We start from the raw sequence: 25,720 nt of genomic DNA, 5'->3' as shown, positions 1-25,720 counted from the left end.
TTTATTTATATTCTTATTTTACGTCCTTGCTATACACTCGCACATAATCTACTTGGTATTGGAGTGGGAATGCTGCATCATCGGGGATGCCACCATTTTGTCCGCCAATAGCTAAATTGAGTAGAATATAATGGGGTTGATGAAATGGATTTTCATAGTTTCCGAGCGAACCATTCTTTGTATTAGCCAAAAGAGTTTCGTTCACCAAATTATCATCTATATAAATTCTAACAGCCTCCTCGTCCCAATCCATTCTCCACACATGAAATTTATTTGCCCACAAAGGATCTTTTTCAAGAAACTCTGCAAATGGAATAGTTTTGGTGTTCCATGCTGCATTGTATCTGCGATCGGTACCCCATGCCAGATTGGCAAGGATGTGAGGCTTTCCTCCTATCTGATAATATTCCATGATGTCTATTTCGCCATTCGAAGGCCATTCTTTATCTACACCCAATGTCCAGATAGCTGGCCAAGAACCTGTAGCAGTTGGAATTTTGGCTCTGATTTCGAATCGTCCATATTTGAATTCTTTTTTACCCATTGTTCGCATAGATGACGAGGTATATTTGGCTTCTACTCGATTTCGTCTCCAGTCTTTGCTATCTGCTACAAAGTTGGGGTTGATAACGTGTTCTCTACGCCCTGTGATTGTTAGTACTCCATTTTCGCAAAGTGCATTATCAGATTGATACCATTGAAATTCTTCGTTTCGGGCAAAGCCTTCTTCAAAACCCCATACTGCGGGATTGGGTCTACCAGTATTATTGAATTCATCGCTCCAAATTAGTGTCCAACCTCTCTTATCTTTAGGCTCTTCTGTTGTAGGTGATAGGTCGTCAAAAATGGACAAATCCCATTCGTCCACCCACTTCAAAACAGGTAATCCTTTTTCGAACAAAATAGGTAGCCATACATATCGCCCATCTATCGGATGCTTTGGTCTCCATCTATCACCCATATAAATATAAGCATCTTTTTTGCCTTGTATGCCAATGATGAATGTACTTTGAGAGTGGAAAGTTAGTTCTGCATCTGCACCCACGCACGGATTAGGATATTCTTTCCAATTGCCCATCATATTATCCGACACAAAGAGGCGAGCCGCATTAGGATCCCATCCTGTGCAACCCGAAGTTATCATATAATAGAGTCCTTCTTTTTTGAATATTGCTGGAGCTTCGTTATGCCCTCCTGGTGCAATTCTTATGTATTTACCTGTGTGCGACAAATAGTCGTCGGTGAGTTCGGCAATATGCAAAGTCAAGTTTTCTTCGGACGAATAGATGTGGTATGCTTTTCCATCCTCATCTACATAGAGCGTCATATCGCGAGACATTTGTCCTTGCGCAAAGTCTTTGCGCACCAAACGCCCATTTCTCAACTCTTTATACCATTCGGGAGTCCACCATTTTAGTTCTCCAATGGTTTCATCTTTGGCATCATATTTTTGATTTTCGTCCATATTCAAAGGCCATTTAGCGGCATTCACTCTTGATGAACTTATTAGCTTGTAGGGCCCATCCACCTTGTCGCTAACGGCAATGCCAACATGGGCTGCACCATATCCACGACCTTTTATTTCGTTATGAAAATACATTACAAATTTCTTTGTCTTTTCATTGTAAATAACCTTTGGCCGTTCTATTATGGAGCCTTTGGCTATGGCGCTACTATCATCATCTATTACAGCGAGTGCCACTCCACGATTTGTCCAATTGTAGAGGTCTTGCGACGAATAGCACATTACGCCCACCATAGCAGAATTGGTGTCTTCTCCCTTGTGTTCGCCAAACCAATAGTAAGTGCCATTGTGATAAAGCATACCTCCACCATGTGCATTGATGTGATTGCCTTCGTTATCAAGCCACAATTCGCCTGGACTGATTGAGCTATATTTATTATAGCCTACCTGATGCGCCGTTTGCTCGTTGCCTTTGCTAGAGCACATGGTAGTCAACAAGATGAGACTAAACAAGGCTATTGAGTTTTTTATATTCTTCATGAAAAATAATATTTGAATAGCCTATAACTTTTACATTATAGGCTATTGGGTTTTCAAATTATTTAGTTGGACTATTTCTCTCTTAATCTTGCTCGGGATCTATGATTTCTATTTGAATATCATACAAAGCAAATTCTGCCATATTCCAATATCCCTTCATACCATAAACCTGTGTTACAGACCAGCGCAGATAGCTAAAAGGAGTTTCGGATTGCAAAATTGCAGAGGTGTATTCGCCTCTCGACCCCGATGGCAGTCCTCCAGTTATTTTCGTCAATTCTGTCCATTCCTTGCCATCCTTGCTCACCAAGATATCTACGTGCTCGGGAGCTGCTTCGGAGCCATTTCTATTCAGATAATAGAATCTAAAATTTGATAGAGGTTCGTCCAATTTTATGTCCATATAATGTGGCAAAGCGGGTCTACTATCTCCCCCACTCCATTGCGTATGAAAGAAGGTGTTGCCGTTGCCATCCAACAGGTTGGAGATGTGCCCCTCGCTAGGCTCTTGAGCATTGGAGCTCAAATTTTCAGCTTTCAGATCTATCTTGGTCGCTTGAATGTTTTCTTGCACAGGCGCTTTGCCTGACAAGGCTTCGATATGCTGAATTTCGCTACCCACTTTTCTATCATTGAAGGTCTGGAAAGTGAATTTATACTCCCCAAATTTTGCCAATGTATTTGGTATCACCAGCTCATTTGTTTTGGCAGTTGCTATTGCTGCCTTATCTTCGCCTGTCCAATGATCGTAATATTTTATTTGCACAAAATAATAGTTAGAATCGGAAGGCACATCCCATTTTAGTTTGATAGCTCCAGGTAACGACTCGGCAGTAATATTACTCACTTGACTAGGTGTTCCTTCATATTTATATTCTTCTAGGAAAGAGTCATAATCTCCTCCACAACTGCTCAATACAGCAAGAGTGAGAAATAAGAGGAGATATTTATATATATGTTTCATGATTTCAATTCTTTTATATTTATAAAATTACCATCCCGTATTTTGAGTCAAATTTGTATTTTTTCTACGTTCACCATCAGGTATAGGAAAGAAATACATTTTGTCATCCCACAATCTCAATTTCTTTTCACGTTCATAGGTTATTGCTCCCGAATTGTCTTTGGTAATTTTCATTCTTGTTATTTCTTTCAATAATTCACCTCTTTTCCAACGTCTTACATCCCAAAAGCGGTGTCCTTCAAATGCTAGTTCTACCATTCTTTCGTTGATGTATGCTTTCTCAAAATCGGTATTAGACATACCCGCTACCAAGTTTGGCATCTCCACACCTGTTCGATTGCGAATTATATTCACTGCCTCACGAGCCGACATTGTCAAGTCTCCATTTGTAGCATCTGCACCACCAAGGTATTGGTAAGTAGCCTCAGCATAGTTGAGATAAAACTCGCCCAAACGATATGTTACCCATGAGTGGCGTTTGCTATTTGAACTAGCTGGACGCAAATCTACGGTGCCGTCTAAGTGTTTTTTGAGGTAATAACCTGTTGGAGTTGCTCCCGAAAGCGGTGCTGCATTTCTGCCGCCAACAAAGGTTTCGAGTGCATTGGTATTGTAGGCTGGCCAACCAATATCTCCATTCTTTGCAATAGTCATTGCCATACGAGGGTCTCTGTTGGCATACGGATTGTTGGCATCGTAGCCACTACCTGCGGCATCCCATGCCAAACCTGTAGATTTCATTCCATAAGCATCCACCAAGGTCTGAGTAGGGCAATTCCCTGATCTTCCGCCCTCTACACCAATAGGAAAGTTTCTGCCTTCAAGGTCATTGAGGTCGCCAATGCGTCTCATAAAAATTCCTTCGGCAGTCTTGTAACTATCCGTTCCCCAGATATCAGTATATTTTCCTAAAGCTATACCGTTTTCCAAACTGAGGTCAATAACCTCTTTGTTTGCTAAAGCGGCTCTTTGCCAAAGTGCTGCATCATTATTTGAGTTGTAGAGTGGGCTTGCATAATAGAGCAATACTCTTGCTTTCAGCGCTTTTACAGCCATACCACTTATACGCCCAGTTTCGTTGAAGGGGTCTTTGAATGGCGACTTTCTGATAATAGGCAGCTCTTTGAAAATGGCATCACATTCTGCTATTACAAAGTCGAGCACTGCGGCATGAGACTCACGCGCAACTGCATTTGCTTCTTCTTCCGAAACCACTTGGAGTACAAGAGGCACATCTTTGAAATGCTTTACAAGGTTGAAGTAAAGGTAGGCTCTTAGGAAACGCACCTCGTACTGATAACGATTGAAGCGTGTCATTTCGTCCTCATATTCTTTGTTGTTTTTGAAATCGTCGAAAGTTCTTCCTGCACATTCCTCTAAGAAGAAATTGGCAGCTCTGATTCCTGCATAATGGTTGTTCCATACATCTGCCTTAGCATTGGTAGGGCTCCATGTGCCATTATAAAAGTCGTGCACATTGGAAGAAGTCCAGGCATATTCTGCTTCATCAGATGCAGATGCCAACATTCCTCCACCAAAGTTTCCGTAGTCGTAGTCGAGGTACGAATATATATTATTTACATAATCTTTTGTTCTACCAAAACTCGAAAATATCTGTTCTTTGTCATAAGTTACAAACTCATTGTAGTCCAAGTCATCTTGGCACGAAACCAAGGATGCAAGGCATAGACAAAGGATTATTATTTTATTTTTTATTCTCATAATATCTTTATTTGAGTTCCAAAAAACTATTTACTTCTATTGAAAATCAATAGATTTTGAAACCGATTTATAGCAAAATCTTTTGTTTAGAAACCAATCGCAAAACCAACATGCACCGATTTGGTTAGTGGATAACCCACTCCTGTATTTTCAGGATCTCCTACATCCAACTTGTCAAACGTCAATAGGTCTACCCCTCTCACATACAGTTTTGCATTACTCATGTTCAACTTAGAAATCATTTCTACTGGAAATTTATAATACACCTCGCAGTTTCTTAATTTGAGGTACGAAGCATTTGCCAACCAAACAGTATTGTTACGATAGTTGTTTTCATTACTCTCAGTAGTCAGACGTGGATACTTGGCAAACGGAGTTTCAGGTGTCCATCTGTTTTCGAGATAGTGATTAGACACTGTTGTGTTGTCTACCAATGGTTTGTACACACTTTTGGTATTCAACATGGTGCTATAATTGCCCACTCCTTGCAATGTTGCAGATAGCCCAAAGCCTTTCCACTCCACTCCAAAATCGAAAGAGAAATACAACTCTGGCACTTGCGTATTGTAGCCAATAGCCACCTCATCGTCGCTGTTGATTACACCGTCTCCATTTTGATCTTTATACTTCACATCACCAGGTTTCACTTCCGAGAATTGTTGTGTAGGACTGTTAGCAATATCGTGCTGATCTACAAAGTATCCGATAGCCTGCAATCCAAATATCTGCCCCACCGAATGCCCTGTGCGACGTAGATAATCGTGCGCTCTGGCTTCTTCGAGTTGCTCTTTGATCTCATTTTTGGCAAGAGTAAACTTACCTCCAAGATGAACATCTACTTGCCCTACTTTTTTATCCACAGTTAAACCTGTTTCAAAACCATAACTATCTACAATACCAGCATTCACATAAGCTCTTTTGCCACCTATTACGGCTGAAGTAGCACCATCAGAAGACACAAAAATATTGTCTCGTCTTTCATAAAAAGCATCTGCCGTAAACACAATTCCTTTTAGAGCTGATACATCTACCCCAAAGTTTAGCTTCTTTGCACGCTCTTTTCGCGGATTCAATACTGGAAGTCGTCCTTCTTCGAGACCACCGCCACCGCCAAAGTTATCGTCAATTGGATAGCCTCCGCCACCGCCAAAATCTTGATTCCAATAGTTTTGATAAGGAATATTGTCGGCATGAATAATACCTGCAGATGCTCTCACTTTAAGGAAATCGATGAATGATGCTTTGAAGAAATCTTCGTTGCTAAGTACCCATGCAGCCGATAGCGTTGGAGAAAATGCGTATTTGCCTCCTTTTGCCAATCTGTTGGATCCTGATGCCACAAGGCTAAGTTCGGCAATGTATCTTCTGTCGAAATCGTAGTGGAAATATCCAGCAAAATTTTGTCTAAAGAGTGTATTATGCTGTCCATTGGCCACTGCTCTATCGTAAGAATAGATGAATGAACTGTTGAGCCCGTGCACTCCAAAACGATTTTGATAATCGATGCTTCCCACCATATTGAAGTGGCGCAACTCGCTATCCAACTTTCTGTCGAAACTTGCGTCGTCTCCCGATTTACCTCCTGAGAATCTATCAATATTGGTAGGCACACCTGTTGACATATCTGCCACGTCGCTTGCAAATAAATAATCTCTGATAGAACCTTCCCAATATTTTGCCAAGTTGTCGTACCCTACTCTAGCAGTAGCGCTCAGTCCATCTGTCAAAAAATCGAGTTTTTGAGTCAATGCAATATCTGCATACAAGGCTCTGTTGTGCCCTTTAGAAAAACCTCTAGCATGAGCCAAAGCAACAGGATTCATATTAGCTCCCCATGTTGCGTTTCCACCCCAGATGCCATCTTCTGTTTTCACAGGATAGGCAGCCGAAGGCACAGTGTAGAGTTTATCCATTAGGTTGTCAGAATTCAAACCTGGACGTCGAAACTCTTCCAAAATACCAAGCAAACCTACCTTCATAATTGTTGTTTGAGTGATATCGACGTCCAAGTTGATTCGCAAATTGGCTTTTGAATAAGCCTCTTGCGTTTTATAACTAGTTTTGGGGCTAGGCTCTTTCATAAAACCGCTATTGTTTTCGAGATTGAGCATAGTGTAGTATCTCATTTTAGAACCTCCCCCTCTGAAGTTGATATTGTAGATATCCGAAACTCCATGATTGCGGAATGTTTCGCCAAACCAATCTACATTAGGATAAAGGTATGGATGAGTTTGATCTCTGAAAGCAGCCAATTCGTTTTGATTGTATCGTGGAGATTTTCCATCATTTAGTAACGCCTCATTCAATGCTTTGGCATAGGTATATGAATCTGCAAAATTGGGTGTAGAACGCTGTCTTGTAAAACCATGGTCGAAGTTGACATTAATTTCACGAGAGTTGTATTTCCCTCTTTTTGTTTCCACAGCTATCACACCATTTACTCCTCTAAAACCATACAATGCTACTGCCGCAGCATCTCTAAGAATAGATACCGACTCTACTTCCTCTATCGTAATATTGTCGATAGGGCGTTCAAAACCGTCAACTAGAATAAGCACATCGTTGCTCGCCAAGGTTTTGATACCTCTGATAGAGAATGCAGGATATTCTTCCCACTTTGCTCCCGATTTCTGTAGCGAGGTTAGACCTAGCGCATTGCCGAACAAGGAGTTTGCTAGGTTAAATGCCGAACGCTTATTAATATCTTTTGCCTCTGCTTTGGAAATTGCGGCTGTAGATTCGGCAACAGTTTGCTTGATACCAAAGCCCCTATTTACAGACTCAGACTCGTAGGCCATCACGATTTCTAGTTCCTGAAGATTAGAATTTGTGATATCTACTACTTGCTGTCCTCTTTCGGGTATGTCAACTATTATTTTAGTTGCTCCCACATTATCAATATCAAAAGCTCCGTCTCGTGCAGTTGTTGTTTTCACCAAAGGATTGTCAACAACAGACACCTGAGCTCCAGATATGGGTTGATTCCATCTGTCTAGCACCTTACCTTTTATTTTGTCTTGTGCGTGCACAAAGCCCGAAAAGGAGGTTGCTAAAACAATGAATGCTACTATTTTATTTCTCATCTTGAATTTTCTAAGGTTAAAATTTATTCTCTTTCTCATCACCAACCAGGATTTTGCGTTAGACCATAATCTTTGTGGATTTCATTAGGTGCAAAGGCTGTCAAATACCATTTGGTACTGAAGTTTGTCCACCATATTCTTTTAGAGTTACTTAGCTCAAACACTTCATATTTGAACTCCGTAGGACGTGGCCCTCTGTCGGCAGCAGGTTTATCCGACCACGAGTCGTTGATACCATCTGCTCTGTAGATGCGTAGTCCGTGCAATACTTTTTTAAAATCTTGGGCACGTTTATGTCTTATGAGGTCAAAGAATCTTACGTCCTCAAATCCTAGTTCGCAGGCTCTTTCTCTCAATATTTCTTCTAACAAAACTTTAGAGTCATTCATGTTCAAATTTGGGTTAGACTCTTTCAATCCCTTCATTCCCACTCGTGCACGCACAAGATCTACCTGAGCTATTGCCTCTTGCGTTCGCCCAGCCACCATCAAGGCTTCGGCATAGTTGAGATGCACTTCTGCCATTCTCAAATAGGGCCATAGTGTAGGTTTATTGATATTCTTACTTTTGTCTAGAATAAATTTGTAGAGACCATATCCTGTTGCATACTCCGACACTTCTTTTGCCGAGTTGTCTCGTGCCTCTCTACCTCCTACCCAAAGCTCTGCTTGACGTCCTTGGAAATCAGCATTATTAACTAAAATATTTTCGAACAAACGAGGGTCTCTTTCCGAAAACATATTTTTTACATGTTCTGGATTATCCCAACTAAAAGGAGTTCCGTCGCTCATCGGAAACATTTCTACAAACTCTTGTGTAGGCGTGAATGCTCCTTGTGTAGTTGACTGCGGAAAATAGTAGTCCCATTGCCCATTGCTTCCATAGGTGTAGCGCTTGCGAGTAGAGATTAGCAATTCTGGATTGTCGCCTCCACTACCACGTTTGAAGTAGGCATTTTGATAAGCCTCTCGGTAGTTGTTTACCGATGTGCCACTTGCTTGATTTAGTTCGTAGATACCATTGGATTGTACTTTTTTGAAAAAATCTTCACACGCTTTCAATGCCTCTGTCCACATCTCCGACTTGTAGCCACCTGTCCATACATGATGATTGGTAACCGCATCTTGCGGAGATTCTGTACTGTAAGGTACATCGTCGTTGAACAACGGACTAGCAGCAAAAAGAAGAATAGAGGTTTTGAGTCCCAATGCCGATGCCTCAGTAAAACGTCCGTCCCAGTTAGCAATTTCGTCTTCGGGTAGCGACCATGGCAAATCTTTTGCAGCCTCATCTAACAACTTTATCATAAAATTGGTAGTTGCCTCTACTGTTGCACGCTCGGTATAGTAATCGGCGGGATTGGTAGTGATAGGGAAAGCATGATCTACAATTGGCAAACCTCCAAAATGACGAAACATATCGAAGTAGCGAGATGCAACAATCACTTTTGCCTCTGCCTTCAGTCTTGCTTTTTCTTCATCGTCCATATTGGGAACTCTATCTACGTTTTCGATAAATACCCAACTAGCTCTCACGGCTTCCCATGTGTTTTCTCGTGTAAACGAAAAACGTCCATGTCCACCCGAGTTTTCGTGTCCTGCATTGTATGCCCCCGAATAGTATAAGCGGTTTACACCATCCCACTCTAGGTGGCTATGGAATGCATCTGATAGGGCTTCAAACATTCCCATATTCATTTTGTCGTCCAAGGCATTCCAGTAGGTAGGCAAGGCGTAGTACATTCTGCTGTAATTATCCCACAAAAAACGTCTTGCACTTTCGGCATCGCTAAATATTACATCTATGGTAACATCCACGCCAGGCTCTTTTTCCAAAAAGCTATCGCCAAAATTCACATCGTCTACGCATGAATAAAAAGACGAGATGCCTATAAGGAATGAGGCTATATATATTTTTATCTTTTTCATTTTCATATTGTATTAGTTGTTCTTAAAAACCGATTTTCAATCCAAAATTTATAACCCTTGTCAACGGATAGTTTGGTCTATCGCTTGTACGTGACTCAGGATCTCCAAATTTGAATGAATCGAAGGTCAACAAGTTGTATCCACTAATATAGAGGCGAAGTGACGATATTTTTGCTTTTTCCATAAATGGCATATCAAATGAATATCCTAGTTCTACGCTCTTGAGGCGGAGGTAACTAGCATCTACTAAGTAGAGGTCTGAGTTGGCTGTATTATTTTTTCGTCCCTCCATGGATGCTCTTGGCCATCGTGCCGAAGATGCTGTTTCGGGAGTCCATCTATCCTCATAGTGTGTGAGTACTAGCCCTCTATCAGCTGTTTCGCCCATAGGGTCTCTAAATGTTTCTTGCAAAATTCTAGAACTATTCCATGCTCCAGTCCATTGCATACTGATGTCGAAACCTTTGTATTGAAATCCTAAATTCAAGCCAGCTGTATATCGTGGAAGATTGGTGTAGCCTAATGCCATTTCATCTTTTTCGTCTATCACTCCATCGTTGTTCAAGTCCACATACACAGCGTCTCCAGGTTTCAGTACTGCTCCCGAGTGTTCTGCAATATCGTGTCCGTATTGTGCCTTGTATCTTTCGTTAGCCGTTTCATCATAGAAGCCCCAGAATTTTCGGAGAAATGGTTGCCCTACGGTATGCCCTGTGCGTTGCAAATAAGATTCGCTTTGTCTCACTTCATTCATCTCAATGATTTCGTTACGAGCAAAAGACATATTAGTACTCACCCAATAACGCATATCATCCGTAATTTTGTCGGCCCAGCCCACTTGCAATTCATAACCACGGCTATCTACAATCCCATTATTCATTACAGGAAGTCCAATGCCGATGATGCCAGGAATGGTTTGTGGTTGCACTAAAATATCTTTACGGTGCTCCCAAAACATATCTGCATTCAGTTTCAGGCGGTCGGCTAAGAAATAAAGATCTATTCCATAGTTTTGTTTAAAGGCAGTTTCCCAAGTCACATTCGGGTCGTTTTTCTTCATTTCATAAGCACCTGGTTTGTTGCTACCTACATTGGTTCCGAAGTTATATCCTCCACCAAATGCGTAAGAATCTGACAGATACATAAATCGTTCGTCTCCATATCTATCATTACCTACCAATCCCCATGATGCTCTTACCTTGAGATGCGAAACAACATCGAGACTCTTCATAAAGTCCTCGCCTGTTACTACCCATCCCACAGATCCTGCTGGAAAAAATCCATAGCGCTTGCCCGATCTAAAGTTCTCAGAACCATTGTATCCTGCATTGAACTCTGCCATATATTTTTGTTTATAGTCATACGACACACGTCCCACTAAACCAACATAACCTGTAGGAATATCTGTATATTTGGCTGGATAATATCTCTTAGATTGATTGTAAAGTAAGAGAGCCCCTAAGGTATGCTCTTCAAAGCTTCTGTTGTAGCCCATACTAGTTTCGAAATACCAGTTACGAGAATTGCCATGCCACTCTCCATAGCCCAAACGTCCTTCTTCTTGCTTCAATTCTAAAACATAACCATCCGAAGGATTCGCCAAATTATTGAGGCGTGGACTATAAACTGCTTTAGAACTTGCACGCTCTTTTGTTTGGTCATAATAAGTATTGTAGGAGCCTTTTACTCTAAATACCAATCCCTTAGTCAAGAAGTCTAGTTTCTGATTTAGCGACAAGTCGATATCTAAATTATTTCCTAACCTCTTTCTATATCCTCTTCCATAAAATGGCTCTAGACCATCTATACCTGTTTTGTCTCCAAAAATATCTTTGGATGCAACTATACGATCGCCATTTACAATTCCAGCCCCACCAAATGGAGTTGCCCAATATAAGTGGCGGAACAATTGTCCTTGGTCTTCTTTAGAGATAGGTGTATGTTTATCTTCTACTCTTCCACCCACATTGAGCGATAGTGTTGTAGATTTTGTGATATCGAAGTCGATATTAGAACGATAGTTATATCTCCTATAACTATATTTAGAGTTTTCGTCTCCTGCAAATGTTTTGAACAAACCATCTTGATCAAACATTCCTACCGAGATAAAATATTTAATTCTATCTGTTCCTCCCGAAATATTGAGGTTGTGTTGAGATTGAAAAGACGAACTCTTGAGAATGTAGTCCATCCAATCCATATCAGGATAAAGTATAGGGTCGGTATGATCTCTGAATGCTGCCAAAGCTTCGGGTGAGAATCGCAATTGACTTTCCGCAATACCATCATTGCGCTGTGCCTCATTATAATAAGTAGCGTATTGGTAGCTATTGGCAAAATCTACCAAGCGAGTAGGAATATTGACACCAAAAGAAGTTGACGCAGTTATTTTAGCTCTTCCCTCCGACCCTCTTTTAGTAGTTACCAAGATTACACCATTGGCACCTCTCACCCCAAATACTGCGGTTGCCGAGGCATCCTTCAATATGGTGATGTTTTCTATTTCGTTGGGGTCTATTTGCGAAAAATCTCTTTCCACACCATCCACTTGTATTAGTGGTGTGCCGTTGTTGGTAGTGGTAACTCCTCTAATAAATATTTCTGCCATATCGGCTCCTGGCTCTCCCGAATACTGAATAGAACTTACTCCTGTCATTTTACCAGCCAAGGCATTGGTTATAGAACCCGTAGGTGTTTTCAGAAGGTCGTCGCCCGACATAGAAGACAAGGCTCCCGTAACGGTAACTTTCTTTTGCACCCCATATGCAACTACTTGCACTTCGCCCAATTGAATAGCATTTTCGCTCATCTCAATATCTATTACAGAACGTCCTGCAATGGCTACAACTTGTTCGTCGAAACCAATATATGAAAACACTAAGCTTGCTTTAGGATTTACTCCCTTCAGGTTAAATCTACCATCCATATCGGTCATTGTGCCCACATTTGGACTATCCTTTACCGATACAGTGACACCAATCAATGGCTCATTACTGCCAGCCTCTTTCACAACTCCTGTTACAGAGTGGTTTTGAGCAAAAGCGGCATTAGAACCAAATACTAAAAAGAGTAACAAGTATAGAGCTATCCATTTGGATGAGCTCCCTCTTGACTCTTTTATCAAATAGTTGTGTTTTTCCATAGATACATGATTTTTTTAATTTCTAAAAATGGGTTAACTTTTATTTAGAGAATATACCCTCATTCACTAAATAGTGTTACAAACCTACTGAAAGCAATATTCAGGGATGTTCAAAAATCATTCACTTGAATCGAAATAAAGGTCAAGCTCTTATTTCGACGATAGAAACGGAGAAACTGCCTAAGATATGACTTTCGCCCCAGTCATTTAACACCATCTATCAATGGCTTTGAGAGGAGGAGAATGGCACTCAGATCCAGTATAAGGAGGTCTACACACCCCTTTCTTGCATACAAAAATTAACACATCTATCTTTTCAGATTATAAATTCCTCAAACTTGAAGAATATGAGCTACAATAGCCTCACGAGGGGCAATGGATGTAATTCTGACAAGTTTATAAACCTTTCTGCACGATTTTTACCCCCTCTGTGAATTGTTTTTGAACTAATTTTGCTGATTGTAGTAAACATCACACCAATGTATTTTTTGTTTTTTAGAAAAAAAATGATTGTTAAACTCTAAATACTTTATGAGAAAAATGAAAAGAATTAAATTGACAATGGCACTACTACTTTGCATCGCATTATCGGTGCAAAGCCAGTATAAAAATGGCCCTGCCGAAAAAGATTTTGTGGGCTATTTATTTACCTATTTCAAAGGCAACGACGTAAAAGACGAGGCTATCTGCTATGCCATCAGCCGCGATGGATATAATTATAGAGCGCTCAACAACAACCAACCCATCATAGACTCCAAAGAGATTAGTGCGACGGGTGGTGTACGCGACCCACATATTTTGCGCTGCGAGGATGGCAAAACTTTCTACATGGTGGTTACAGACATGACCTCATCCAAAGGCTGGGACTCCAATCGTGCAATGACCCTCCTCAAATCTACCGACCTTGTAAACTGGACAGCATCGAATATCAACATTCAACAAAAATATAAGGGACAAGAAAACCTGAAAAGAGTGTGGGCACCACAAACTATCTACGATGCAGAAGTGGGCAAATACATGGTTTACTGGTCTATGCAACATGGCGCAGGCAGAGACATTATTTACTATGCCTATGCCAACGATGACTTTACGGACTTGGTGGGAGAGCCCAAACAGCTTTTCTTTCCCAAGAATGGTGGCTCGTGTATAGATGGCGATATTGTGAACAAAAATGGACTATACCATATGTTCTACAAAACCGAAGGAGATGGCAATGGCATCAAACTAGCCATTACAGATAACCTAGCATCGGGCAAATGGATAGAACAACCTGGATATAAACAACAAACGAGAGATGCAGTAGAAGGTTCGAGCCTTTTTAGGTTGACCAATAGCGACACCTACATTTTGATGTACGACGTGTATATGAAAGGAAAATATCAGTTTTGCGAAAGCAAGGACTTAGATGTATTTAAAGTGGTGGATCAGGAAATCAGCATGGATTTTCATCCTCGTCATGGTTCGGTTATTCCTATCACCCGTTGGGAAATGAAAGCCATAACTGACAAATGGGGAGTGCCAAGTGGTTTTGAAATGCCAACAAGCAAAAACCCAATTATTGCTGGATTCTATGCCGACCCCGAAATTCTATATGCCGAAAAAACAGGCAAATATTACCTCTATCCCACTAGCGATGGCTTTGATGGATGGGGAGGATGGTATTTCAAAACATTTTCGTCTGACAACCTCAAAGATTGGAAAGATGAAGGTGTGATTCTTGATCACAAAAAAGACCTATCGTGGGCAGATGGAAACGCATGGGCGCCATGTATTATTGAGAAAAAAACGGGAAAGAATCAATACAAATATTACTACTATTTTAGTGGAGGAAAAGAAGGCGAGCCTAAAAAAATTGGTGTAGCTGTATCGGACGAACCCACTGGTCCTTTCAAGGATTCGGGCAAACCTCTTGTTGACTTCTACCCCAAAGGAATTACGGGAGGACAACAAATAGACCCCGATGTATTCACCGATCCTAAAACGGGCAAAAGCTACCTCTACTGGGGCAATGGCTATATGGCTGGTGCAGAGCTAAATAAAGACATGATTTCGCTAAAGAAAAATACGGTAAAAGTGATGACTCCCGACAATACTTTCAGAGAGGCTGTGTATGTTTTCTATCGCAAAGGACTCTACTATTTCCTTTGGTCTGAGGACGATACCCGTAGCCCTAACTACAAGGTGCGTTATGCTACGGCAAAGTCGCCACTAGGAGAATTAACTATTCCCGAAAACAATATTGTAATCATGCGAGACGATGTTAGAGGCATCTACGGAGCAGGGCACAACTCGGTATTGCAAGTGCCAGAAACCGACGAATGGCATATTGTATATCACCGTATCCACAGACCCGACGGCATGAATATGCCTAATGGAGCGGGAGGTTTCCATCGCGAAGTATGTATGGATAGAATGGAGTTTGCCGAAGATGGAAGCATCATACAGGTGATTCCGAGCTTATAAGGTATTAGATTGTATTAAGGTATAAACAATAAAAAACCTAGTGAGAATATCATAATCCTCACTAGGTTTTTTAATTTAAACAAATTCTACCTTGTAGCTTATTTACTCATCTGCAAATTGATATTCTTCACAGCCGATTTCATCCATGGCGATTGTCCATTTTCCAAATCATTGCCTTTGCCTTCTTCTGCACCTTGTTGACGAAGTTTTTGAAGCTCCGACTCGTAGCGCGATTTTTCATCCTCAGTCAAAGAGGGCATTTCTGCTATCTTATTGGATATGTAGTCTATCAGAGGTTCATTGTTGCAAACATTCATGTTGCAGGCTAGTCCCACTTCCTTGATGGTTTCGTTGAATTGGAGCAGCATGGTATTCACCGTTTTGTCATCAGCTTTCCAATTTCCCTTTCGCACCGTTTCCAACATTCTGGACAGCATAGACTGATAGGCAAATAAGTTTCCACTAGCTTTGAATCGCTCTTTGATATTCAACGCATATTTATCTTCTATGTATGTTTCACACACCTGATTCCAATCATTGTCGCTCACAGCTTCGGGCATAGTAGCTTCCCAGCCCCAAAGATTGAAAATCATTTTGTTGATAAAACGAGCTCCTGCATAACCCTCATTTATCATTTCGTCTATCCACTTAGGGTTGAGGTAACGTGTTTTGAGTTCTCGTCCTAGGAACTTCTCTAGTGATTCTTGCATCGGAGCTTTAGGGTCTATAAGATTGGTCAACATCACCGTTGGCGATTTGCCATCAAGTGTGCGTATAGCCATGCCAGCAGCACCTAGATATTCAAACATATCGTCATTATCTAGCAGAGCATATAGGTTGGACGAGCGACTATGCAAAGCCACCTTAGTACCCGACAAAGTATTTTTGAATACATTTTTCGAAAAATCTTTGGGCAAATCTGTATACTCATCTTCCACCTTTGTGCCCCAAAAGCCTTGACCATATAGATAGCCCATTCTGTTGAAATAGATTTCGGCTACATCCTCCTCATTGTCCCATGTACCCGATGCCTCCACAGTTCCACTTATGCCTGTTCCGTATGATCCTGATGGACTGGTAAACAAGCGTACGGAAGCTATGCGATGGGCTAGAGAATCGCTTGCCACGCCCATTTGTTTCAGTTTGTCTTCTGACTCCAAGATGTGTTGCCGAACAAAATTATCTTCCTCCTGAGCCGTTCTGGCAAGTGAGACTGCCTTATCTAGCAATGCCATCAGTTCGGGAAAAATATCTCGATACAAGCCTGATGGTGTGAACACAACATCTACTCGTGGACGTTTCAGTTCCTCTTTAGGAATAAGCTCTAGGTCTACTACCTGATCGGAACTATTGTAAATGGGTCTTACGCCTAAAAGGTTGAGCGCTTGTGCCTCCATTGTGCCCTCGTTGCGGATACATTCTACTGTCCAGAGATTTATAGTCACTTTGGATGGATACTCCCCTTGGTTGTCCGACTTGTATTTGACAATCAATTCTTCAGCCAATTTTTCTCCAAAATCGTATGTTGCTCTTGATGGAATAAGTCGAGGGTCGAAAGCAAAAAAGTTTTTGCCCGTAGGTAGCGAACTCGGATTTCTGATGGGGTCGTTTCCTGTACCTGCTCTTATGTATTTTCCATTCAGTCCATTTATAAATGAATTGAGCTCTTCGCCTCCCGATTTCTTCAAATTCATCAACACCTCTTCTCTGAACAATGTGGCTTCATCAGCCAACAAATCCGTTTTCATAGACATGATGGCATCGGCAGTAGATTCAATATATCTGTCGGTAGGCGATACCCCAAAAGTATGCAAGCCAAAAGGGGTTTGCTTTTCTTCTATCTCTCTAATATAATCGTCCACAAGTTCGAGATTGTGAATGGTAATACTATCCAAACTCAAATCTTTTAATATTCCCAAAGAGTCTATTTTCAATCGCAAATCATCGAAAAGAATTTTAGTAGCCATAGGGCTTTTGCTCCTTTGGTCGTGCAATTTAGAAATTGCATTTTTCACTTCCCTCAACTCGGGGTTCAACGATGCCTTATCGAATGGTGGAGTCATGTGATCTACAACCACAGCTTGCCCTCGTCGTTTGGCTTGCAAGCCTTCGCCCACGTCGTCCACAATGTAAGGATAGATATTGGGAACATCCATAATAAGCGCCTCAGGATAGTCGTCGCGATTGAGTCCCGCTTCTTTTCCTGGTAGCCACTCATGCGTTCCGTGTGTTCCGAGATGCGCCACAGCATCTGCCTTGAAGCCATATTTGAGGTATAAATAATAGGCTAAATATTGATGTGGAGGCGGCACAATGGGGTCGTGATAGAGACTAGCTCCATTATCTTCCCACCCTCTCGATGGTTAGGTGTTAAAACTATATTCCCGTATTTTATCATTGGCAACACAAAGAAAAGCTCGCCACGTTGGTTTCGCCAAGTCATTTGCGCAGCATCTTCGGGTTGTCCCCATTTATACTCCATTTCGGCTCGTATTGCGCGAAACATAAGAAAATGTTTTATTAGCTATTAATCAAACGATTATGTTCTATTGGCTTTTGAATAGGTAACGATTTAGAAACTAGCTTGGTTCTTAGATATGCTTAATTTTCTCATTATTATTAAAGAGCAACTTATTTTGAGTAAAGATATAAAAGTTTCTTTTTCAACAATCGTTTTTTTTCGATTTTACACAACTCAAGATTCAGAGAACTATAGAAAAACTTCCTAATAGGGAATATCAAAGATAAATATTTCTATTAAATGTTATAAATAGGGCTGTCTACTCGTTGCAGACAGCCTTACCAATTTAACTATATTTGAGATACAAAAGAATGTAATAACCAAAATAATATCTCCCCAATTACCTATACCTATGTAGATAATAAGGATCAATTTAGGTATAATAGCAGATAGTTCTGTAAACTAATTATATTTGCACCTTATATCTTCTCAGAATCTGTAGTTGACAAATAACCTTATAAGTATGAATTTAAGATATGTCCGTAGTATTTTAATTTGCCTATTTTTATTGACCTCTTATTCCCTTTGCGGGCAATATACATTTCGACATTGGGATATTATGGACGGCTTATCTGATAATCAAATACGTAATTTCACAATGACGGATGATAGCCACTTAGTCATTCGCACAGTCTCTAATGTTACAGTTTACAATGGAGCCAACTTTGAACACTACTATCAAGATCGAACAAGAGATTATAAGTGGAGTTTCAATAAATATCAGATTTTCAAGGAATATCATGATTCCGAGGGACGAATGTGGATGAAATCTCCTGGATACTTATCTGTCTTTGATTTCAACACCAATAATTATATCTACAATGTTGATAGCCTCTTGATGGATTTGGGAGTCGATAAAAAGTTGAGTAATTTATTCATCGATCAAACTAAGAATTACTGGTTCCTGACTGAAAACAATAGTTTGCAACTCTACGACATCCAAAACAAACAATTGACCGTTGTAGATGATGGAAGAGAGTCTGCTGATACATATGGTACACCCTATGAGCTTGCACAATATAAAAACCTATACTACATTGTTTATTCTAAAGGTGTAATACGTTGTTGGGACAGTGCGTCCAAGGAATTCACACTCCTAGATTCTTACTTTACAGATAAGATAACGAGTGCCACCAATCGTTTAAATATTATACCAACATCCACTGGCGATTTGTGGCTTATGCACAACAATGCAGTGTGCTTCTACAATCGTATCGAAGGTAAATGGGAAGAGATAGCCACTATCAAGGGAGTATCCAATTTTTTTACGTCTATGGATTTGGACAAAGAAGGCAACGTTTGGGTGGGTACTTCTTGGTCTGGGCTAAGAAAAATAGATGCTAAAAGCAAAAAAGTAGAAGTCATTCCAGGCTTAAGGCTGAGCAATGGTGGTATTCTTAACAATGATATCCAATGTATATATGCAGACAGTAACGGAGGACTTTGGATAGGAACCATTTGGCAAGGGATGTGCTACTATAACCCTACAATGTATAAGTTTGGTCTCATTCAAAGTGTACAAAATAAAACCCTCATCACCAATGAGTCGGTAAGATCTTTGCTCGAAGATAATAATGGAGATATCCTAATAGGAACTACCAACTATGGACTTATGCGATATCGACCATCAACAGGCGAAGTCTCTAAGGCATTTGCCGGTATCCTGTCCAATGAGTTGTGTTTATCTCTTTATCGTGATAGTAAAAAACGCTTATGGGTTGGTACTTATCTTAATGGGTTCTATTGTATTGACGGACAAAATGTAAAAAACTACAATAGAACTAAGGCTAATATGGAATTATATCCTAATCAGAATATTTCCAGAGCCATATTCGAAGATACGGATGGGCGATTTTGGGTGAGTGTATCTAATGAGGGTATTGGCGAATTGGATTTGATTACAGGAAAAATATCCATGTTGAAGGATAGGCATCCTAAAGTCAATTCTCATAAGTTAGATTATGGTTTCTATCCCATAGACAATACTACTTTTGCAGTATATGGAGAAAATGGTATTTATTATTACAACAGTCATGAGGACACTATTTTTGTTCCTGAAATAGATGATGCAAATAACCCTAAATTTGCAGGAGTCAATACTCGATATTACTGTTTTTATAAAGATTCAGAAGGCTTAGAATGGTTTGGGACAGATCAAGGTCTACGCATCTGGGACGAGCAAAAGAAGACTGTCTATATGATTGATATCAACGACGGGCTACCTAACAATTCAGTCTCATCTATCGAACAAGACGAAAATAATATCTACTGGATCTCTACTGTAAGTGGAATAAGTAAGATAGAGAAACAAACAGTATCAGATGGAAGTCTCAGTTTTGAGTTGGTCAATTTTGATACTGAAGACGGGCTGCAAAGTGGTAAGTTCTATGATCGATCGTCACTCAAGTCTACCAATGGCACCCTTTATTTTGGAGGACATCATGGAGTCAATTGGTTCAATCCAAATACAATCAAGTATAACGCAAGCCAGAACAAACCTGTGTTGACAGCTTTCTATTTGTTCGACAGAATCTTAAAGCCCAATGTAGAATACAATGGGCATACAATTTTAAAGTCTCCCATTAACAACACATCCGAAATCACATTAAATTACGATGAAAACTTTATTTCTATCGAATTTGCTGGTCTCAACTATGTTAATCCTCATCACACATTTTACAAATACAAGTTGGAGAACTATGATCAAGAGTGGCGTGAGATTAAGAGCGCAAATATAGGCGCAGCTACCTATACAGGGCTACAACCAGGTGAATATAAGTTTTCAGTTTATACAGCAAATAATGATAAACTTTGGGGAGATGTGCCTGCAGAATTGATTATCAAAATCACTCCACCTCTTTGGTTCACCATATACGCATATATATTCTATGTTGTCGTATTCTTTTTTCTTGCCTATGCTTTTGTTAAATATCTGAATAAGCGAAGAACTACTCGTCAGGAGAGAATAGAGGAAGAAAAACGTTTAAAGCAGAAGGAAGAACTTGATCAAATGAAATTCCGTTTTTTTACCAATGTTAGTCACGAATTCCGCACTCCTCTCACATTGATAATGACTCCTTTAAATACATTAATACAGCAAGTTGAAAACCCTCTCAAAGGCAAATTAAAGGCAATCTATCAAAATGCAAATGATATGCTCAATTTGGTAAATCAGTTACTCGATTTCAGAAAAGTAGAAATGGGTGGAGAAAAGATGAAGCCAAGTCTGAACAACTTTGTTGATTTTGCCAAGTATATTCATACCTCTTTCCAAGAGATGGCGACGTCCCGCAATATGACCTTCAGCTTCGATAGTGAACCATCTGAACTGTACATACAATTTGACAAACAAAAGATGCATAAGGTATTCAATAATTTATATTCCAATGCTCTCAAGTTTACACCCGATTGTGGTTTAATTTCTACTACTATACAACTCGAAAGCATAAATAATAGAGAATATGTATCTGTTCAAATCTCTGATTCAGGTTGTGGTATTGATAAGAGTAACTTGGAATTGATATTTGATCGCTTTTACCAAGCTGGCGAGAATAATCTGACAAGTACGGGATCAGGTATAGGTTTGCATCTGGTGAAAGAATATGTGTTACTACATGGAGGGAAAATCTATGTAGAGAGTGAGCCAAATGTGGGAACAACTTTTACATTCGCCATCCCAACAGATATTGTAGATGAAGAAGTGGAAAGTCTAGAAAGACAAGAAACTCCGCATGTAGAACAGCCCTCGCAAAAGTATAAAGAGCGAAAAACTCTGCTTGTTGTGGAAGATAACATCGAACTGCAAAGTTTCTTGGTAGAAGAGCTGAGTAGTCAATTTAATATACTGAAGGCAAATGATGGTGTACAAGGAGAGAAAGTTGCTCTAGACAAATCTCCAGATCTGATTATCTCTGATCTGATGATGCCTTTACTTGACGGACTTGAATTATGTAACCGTGTAAAGAACAATATCCACACCTCACATATTCCATTTATTTTACTCACTGCCCGCTTGTCTGACGAAACCCGTATAGATAGCTACAAAGCTGGAGCTGATTCCTATATTTCCAAACCTTTCAATTTTGAGGTATTACTAGCCAGAATTGAGATGTTATTCGAACAACAAGAAAAACGAAAGGAATTTTTTAATACAGCTATTGAGATTTCTCCTTCTACTATCACCATCTCGTCACTCGACGAAGAACTAGTAAAAAAGGCAGTAGAGTATGTAGAGCAGAATATAGACAACCCTAATTACTCAGTCAATCAACTAAGCTCCGATTTGGCAATGAGTAGAACTCAACTGTATAGAAAATTTGAGTCAATAGTTGGTGTTACACCCAATGATTTTATTCGTTCTGTACGATTGAAACGTGCAGCACAATTATTGAGAGATACTTCGTGTAATATTTCAGAAATATCCGATATTGTAGGTTTCAATTCGATAAAGTATTTCAATAAATATTTCAAGGAACAATTTGGAAAAACTCCAACGCAATATCGAGCAGAACTTTCTGAATAAATCTTGTTTGATGTGTAATGCATTGAAATTAAGGGGCGTTTTTTTGTCCCTTAATGAGAAATGGGACAAATGAACCATACTTTTGGGATAAATCGTCCTATCCTCTATCTTTTTATCATCATATATTTGCAATGTATATATGTTGATTTAAATTCACTAATTCTAATATCATGAAGAGACTTTTCAAGAAGTCCATTTTATTAATTTGCTTTACCTTATTGGTAGCAATTTGTAGCAATGGATATGTTTATGCCGAAGAAAAAGGAATCTCCAACCTTCTTCAAGAAAAAAACAAAGTAACAGGTGTGGTTGCAGACCCAAGTGGCGAACCTATTATAGGAGCTACTGTTATGATTGTTGGAACTACTCAAGGAACAACTACAGATATAGATGGTAAATTTGCAATAGACATTGCAGATTCAAAAGCACGTCTCGAAGTTCGTTTCTTAGGTTATGTTACACAAACGATACAAGTAGGCTCGCAGCGCAGCATCAACGTTGTGCTGAAAGATGATACTCAACTACTCGATGAGGTAGTAGTGGTAGGTTATGGAACCCAAAAAAAAGAAACTCTAACAGGTGCGATTACAGTAGTAGATAGCAAAACTCTGGAAGACAAAGGAGCTTTATCTAGCCCATTACAGGCACTACAAGGTCAAGTTCCGGGTGTTATAATCACTCGTTCATCATCAGCTCCAGGAGACGAAAGTTGGGATATGACGCTACGTGGAGCAGTATCGAAAAATGCTTCCAAGCCCTTAGTCATTATAGATGGAATAGAATACGAGAGTATGAATGAGTTGCGTTTGCTCAATCCATCAGACATTGAATCTATCAACTTCCTAAAAGATGCTTCTGCTGCAATATACGGGAGTAAGGCTGCAGGAGGAGTAGTACTTGTGCAAACAAAACAAGCCAAAGCTGGAAAAACAAAAATTGAATACAGTGGTTCAGTCACAGGAAAGTTTGTAGGATTGTCTCCTGAAATGATGAGTCTTTCGCAGTGGTCTGATGCAGTGATTACTGCACGTACAAATGATGGATATACAAACGAGGATGTATGGATGAAGTATGCTAAACTAGCAAAAAAATATCAAGGTCACTATATCGATCTTGACCATTCGCTCAACCCAATCAATGGAGCATTCTCAGATGTGGCAGACTATGTGTTTTTTGATACCGATTGGAATGATATTATGTGGGGCTCAGCTGCATCTACTCAGCACGAGTTAAGTGTTTCGGGAGGTGGTGATAAGTCGACTTACCGTATGTCATTAGGGTATATGTATGATGATAGTAACCTGAAATGGGGCGAGAATAATAATAACCGCTATAATTTGCGTTTATCTAATACGTTTAAGCTGACTGACGCTTTGACTCTTCAATCAGTTATAGCATACAACAGACAAGATCAGGTAGCACCTACTCAAGTAGGGTCTACATTGGCAACATCTGTTCAACAACCAGGTTTCCCCTCTTCTACTATCGATGGCGAACCATATGCTTGGGGTACTTGGGGTGCACCAAATTGGTATGCTGAATTAGGGGGAGAGAATAAATTGAAAGTCTCTGCTATAAATATCAGTGAAACATTCAGCTACAACCTTACCAAAGAATTGACGGCAGTTGCCACTCTAGGATACAATACGTCCACAGCAACTCGTGATGCAGTTTCTAAATCAATAGATTGGTACAACTATGCTGGTAACAGAATCGTGAGAACTGCTCCGAATCAAACAGACAGCTATTACGAAAAATCGTCTTCACGTACCGATTTCTATTCCGTGTCAGGCTACCTTGAGTGGAGTAAGACTATTGCTAAAGATCACGAAGTGAAGTTAATGGGAGGTGCACAATATAACTTAAAAGAGTATGACTACGTAACAACCAACAGCAGAGACATTCTTCCTAGCCTAGAAGTAATCAACGGTTCGGGAGTATTGTCTTACGGAGCAAACAAATGGCGCGAGGCAGTGATGTCGTATTACGGTAGAGCAAATTATGCTTTCCAATCCAAATATCTACTCGAGGGAATGGTTAGGCACGATGGTTCTTCCAAGTTTCAGCCCGAAAATCGTTGGGCTACCTTCTGGGGTGTTTCGGGTGGATGGAGAATCTCTGAAGAAGCATTCATGAAAGACACAAAGGGCTATATCGACAATCTTAAACTTAGAGCCTCGTATGGCAATGTGGGGAATCAAAGTGGTATTGATAGATACGATGGTGTGCAGCTTTACAATTTTGAGCCTCAGAAAGGAGCTCTTGTTGGCAACGGAAAACTTTCTTATATAAATACAAATGGCAAACTTGTAAGTTCAGGTCGCACTTGGGAAAAAATTCACAATTACAATATTGGGCTCGACTTTGGTTTCCTAAATGGACGACTAAATGGAACAATAGAATATTTCTGGAAGAACAACAACAACATGCTTATCGCTAGCACATATCCTTCTATTTTAGGAGACGAATCGCCAACCAATAATCAAGGTGAATTTAAGGCTAATGGATTTGAAGGTAGTTTTACGTGGTCTGACAAAATAGGCCCTATAAAGTATCACATAGGTGCTAATTATACTTATGCTAACAATGAGCTGGTAAATAATGGAGGTAACCCTGCTCTCAGCGAAGGTATTAGATCAGACAGAGAGGGCTATCCTCTAAATTCTGTATTTGGATTCCGTTATGCAGGAAAAATACAGAACAAGGAGCAACTTGAAAAATATGTTGCAAAATACAAAGGGAATAGTCCACTGATTGCCAATGCTATTGGAAGCTTACGCTTAGGAGACAATATGTTCCAAGATATTAATGGTGACGGCGCTATAACTGTTGACGACCTTGTGTACTTAGGTACAGATGATCCTAAAATATCATATTCATTCAATGCAGGATTAGAATGGAATGGTTTTGACCTATCTGCAGTTTTTCAAGGAGTTGCCAAACGTACAATAATGCGTGATGGTGTACTGAAAATACCAATGTATGCTGTATATCAAAATTCTACGACACAATCTATTGGAGATGTTTGGAGTCCAGAACACAGGGGAGCACGTTACCCTCAATACACAAACAATGGCAATCTGAATAAATATAATTACTTCCCGTCTTCATGGTCTGCCGAAGATGGATCATACATCCGCCTCAAGAATATAACACTAGGATATACTTTACCAGAAGCTTGGCTTGCCAAAACAAAAGCATTGAGTAAGGTTAGATTGTATCTAACAGGTACAGACTTGTGGGAGCATACCAAAGTGACTGATGGATGGGACCCCGAAGCTATAAGCAAAGTAGGAGATAACAAAAACGGGCTTAAACGTTATCCATTTACAAGAAGTGTAACTGTGGGAGCTAGTGTCACATTTTAAAA

Annotated in this window: 11 protein-coding genes; 3 read left to right on the top strand and 8 right to left on the bottom strand. The window is 40.0% G+C overall.

Annotated elements, in window-relative coordinates:
- Positions 1 to 13 precede the first annotated feature (13 nt).
- From B091_RS0100200 to B091_RS0100175, 6 genes are all read right to left on the bottom strand, one after another.
- Positions 14 to 2,005: a family 43 glycosylhydrolase gene (locus B091_RS0100200; protein WP_025069305.1), complete on the bottom strand. Its 1,992-nt coding sequence runs from the start codon at positions 2,003 to 2,005 to the stop codon at positions 14 to 16.
- 82 nt (positions 2,006 to 2,087) lie between these two features.
- Positions 2,088 to 2,969 (bottom strand): discoidin domain-containing protein, encoded by an 882-nt coding sequence (locus tag B091_RS0100195; protein WP_018107979.1) that lies wholly within the window; start codon positions 2,967 to 2,969, stop codon positions 2,088 to 2,090.
- Between the two features lie 27 nt (positions 2,970 to 2,996).
- Complete coding sequence (locus B091_RS0100190) at positions 2,997 to 4,691, bottom strand: RagB/SusD family nutrient uptake outer membrane protein (RefSeq protein WP_026166266.1); 1,695 nt, start codon at positions 4,689 to 4,691, stop codon at positions 2,997 to 2,999.
- An 86-nt stretch (positions 4,692 to 4,777) separates the two neighbouring features.
- Positions 4,778 to 7,774 carry a SusC/RagA family TonB-linked outer membrane protein gene (locus B091_RS0100185; protein ID WP_025069304.1) on the bottom strand — a complete coding sequence of 999 codons (2,997 nt, stop codon included), beginning with the start codon at positions 7,772 to 7,774 and terminating at the stop codon, positions 4,778 to 4,780.
- A 38-nt stretch (positions 7,775 to 7,812) separates the two neighbouring features.
- Positions 7,813 to 9,708, bottom strand: a complete 1,896-nt coding sequence (locus B091_RS0100180) for a RagB/SusD family nutrient uptake outer membrane protein (protein ID WP_018107976.1) — start codon at positions 9,706 to 9,708, stop codon at positions 7,813 to 7,815.
- A 16-nt stretch (positions 9,709 to 9,724) separates the two neighbouring features.
- The gene (locus B091_RS0100175; RefSeq protein ID WP_018107975.1) at positions 9,725 to 12,844 is read right to left on the bottom strand and encodes a SusC/RagA family TonB-linked outer membrane protein; all 3,120 of its coding nucleotides are present in this window, start codon (positions 12,842 to 12,844) and stop codon (positions 9,725 to 9,727) included.
- A gap of 561 nt (positions 12,845 to 13,405) precedes the next feature.
- Here B091_RS0100175 and B091_RS0100170 point away from each other — a divergent pair.
- Entirely contained in the window at positions 13,406 to 15,307 is a 1,902-nt protein-coding gene (locus tag B091_RS0100170) for a glycoside hydrolase family 43 protein (protein WP_018107974.1), read from the top strand.
- Between the two features lie 98 nt (positions 15,308 to 15,405).
- On the opposite strand, the gene B091_RS11565 is transcribed toward B091_RS0100170, so the two are convergent.
- Both B091_RS11565 and B091_RS12285 read right to left on the bottom strand, forming a co-directional pair.
- Positions 15,406 to 17,619, bottom strand: coding sequence for a cobaltochelatase subunit CobN (locus tag B091_RS11565; protein ID WP_051552737.1), 2,214 nt, complete (start codon positions 17,617 to 17,619; stop codon positions 15,406 to 15,408).
- Positions 17,595 to 17,813, bottom strand: a complete 219-nt coding sequence (locus B091_RS12285) for a hypothetical protein (protein ID WP_051069789.1) — start codon at positions 17,811 to 17,813, stop codon at positions 17,595 to 17,597. Before B091_RS12285 ends, B091_RS11565 begins: the two co-directional genes overlap by 25 nt.
- A gap of 574 nt (positions 17,814 to 18,387) precedes the next feature.
- Here B091_RS12285 and B091_RS0100160 point away from each other — a divergent pair.
- On the top strand, positions 18,388 to 22,350 hold the full coding sequence (locus B091_RS0100160) for a hybrid sensor histidine kinase/response regulator transcription factor (RefSeq protein WP_018107973.1): 3,963 nt from the start codon (positions 18,388 to 18,390) through the stop codon (positions 22,348 to 22,350).
- Between the two features lie 170 nt (positions 22,351 to 22,520).
- Complete coding sequence (locus tag B091_RS0100155; RefSeq protein ID WP_018107972.1) at positions 22,521 to 25,718, top strand: SusC/RagA family TonB-linked outer membrane protein; 3,198 nt, start codon at positions 22,521 to 22,523, stop codon at positions 25,716 to 25,718.
- Positions 25,719 to 25,720 lie beyond the last annotated feature (2 nt).

This window comes from Bacteroides propionicifaciens DSM 19291 = JCM 14649, assembly GCF_000375405.1.
Taxonomy (GTDB): Bacteria; Bacteroidota; Bacteroidia; order Bacteroidales; family Bacteroidaceae; genus Bacteroides_E; species Bacteroides_E propionicifaciens.
Note: the sequence above shows the minus strand (reverse complement) of the source record. Positions and strands in the feature narration are given on the sequence as shown.

What these genes read in the sequence shown, in the direction of transcription:
- B091_RS0100200 (WP_025069305.1), bottom strand. Translation starts at nt 2,005, where the DNA reads ATGAAGAATATAAAAAACTCAATAGCCTTGTTTAGTCTCATCTTGTTG.
- B091_RS0100195 (WP_018107979.1), bottom strand. Translation starts at nt 2,969, where the DNA reads ATGAAACATATATATAAATATCTCCTCTTATTTCTCACTCTTGCTGTA.
- B091_RS0100190 (WP_026166266.1), bottom strand. Translation starts at nt 4,691, where the DNA reads ATGAGAATAAAAAATAAAATAATAATCCTTTGTCTATGCCTTGCATCC.
- B091_RS0100185 (WP_025069304.1), bottom strand. Translation starts at nt 7,774, where the DNA reads ATGAGAAATAAAATAGTAGCATTCATTGTTTTAGCAACCTCCTTTTCG.
- B091_RS0100180 (WP_018107976.1), bottom strand. Translation starts at nt 9,708, where the DNA reads ATGAAAATGAAAAAGATAAAAATATATATAGCCTCATTCCTTATAGGC.
- B091_RS0100175 (WP_018107975.1), bottom strand. Translation starts at nt 12,844, where the DNA reads ATGGAAAAACACAACTATTTGATAAAAGAGTCAAGAGGGAGCTCATCC.
- B091_RS0100170 (WP_018107974.1), top strand. Translation starts at nt 13,406, where the DNA reads ATGGCACTACTACTTTGCATCGCATTATCGGTGCAAAGCCAGTATAAA.
- B091_RS12285 (WP_051069789.1), bottom strand. Translation starts at nt 17,813, where the DNA reads ATGTTTCGCGCAATACGAGCCGAAATGGAGTATAAATGGGGACAACCC.
- B091_RS0100160 (WP_018107973.1), top strand. Translation starts at nt 18,388, where the DNA reads ATGGACGGCTTATCTGATAATCAAATACGTAATTTCACAATGACGGAT.
- B091_RS0100155 (WP_018107972.1), top strand. Translation starts at nt 22,521, where the DNA reads ATGAAGAGACTTTTCAAGAAGTCCATTTTATTAATTTGCTTTACCTTA.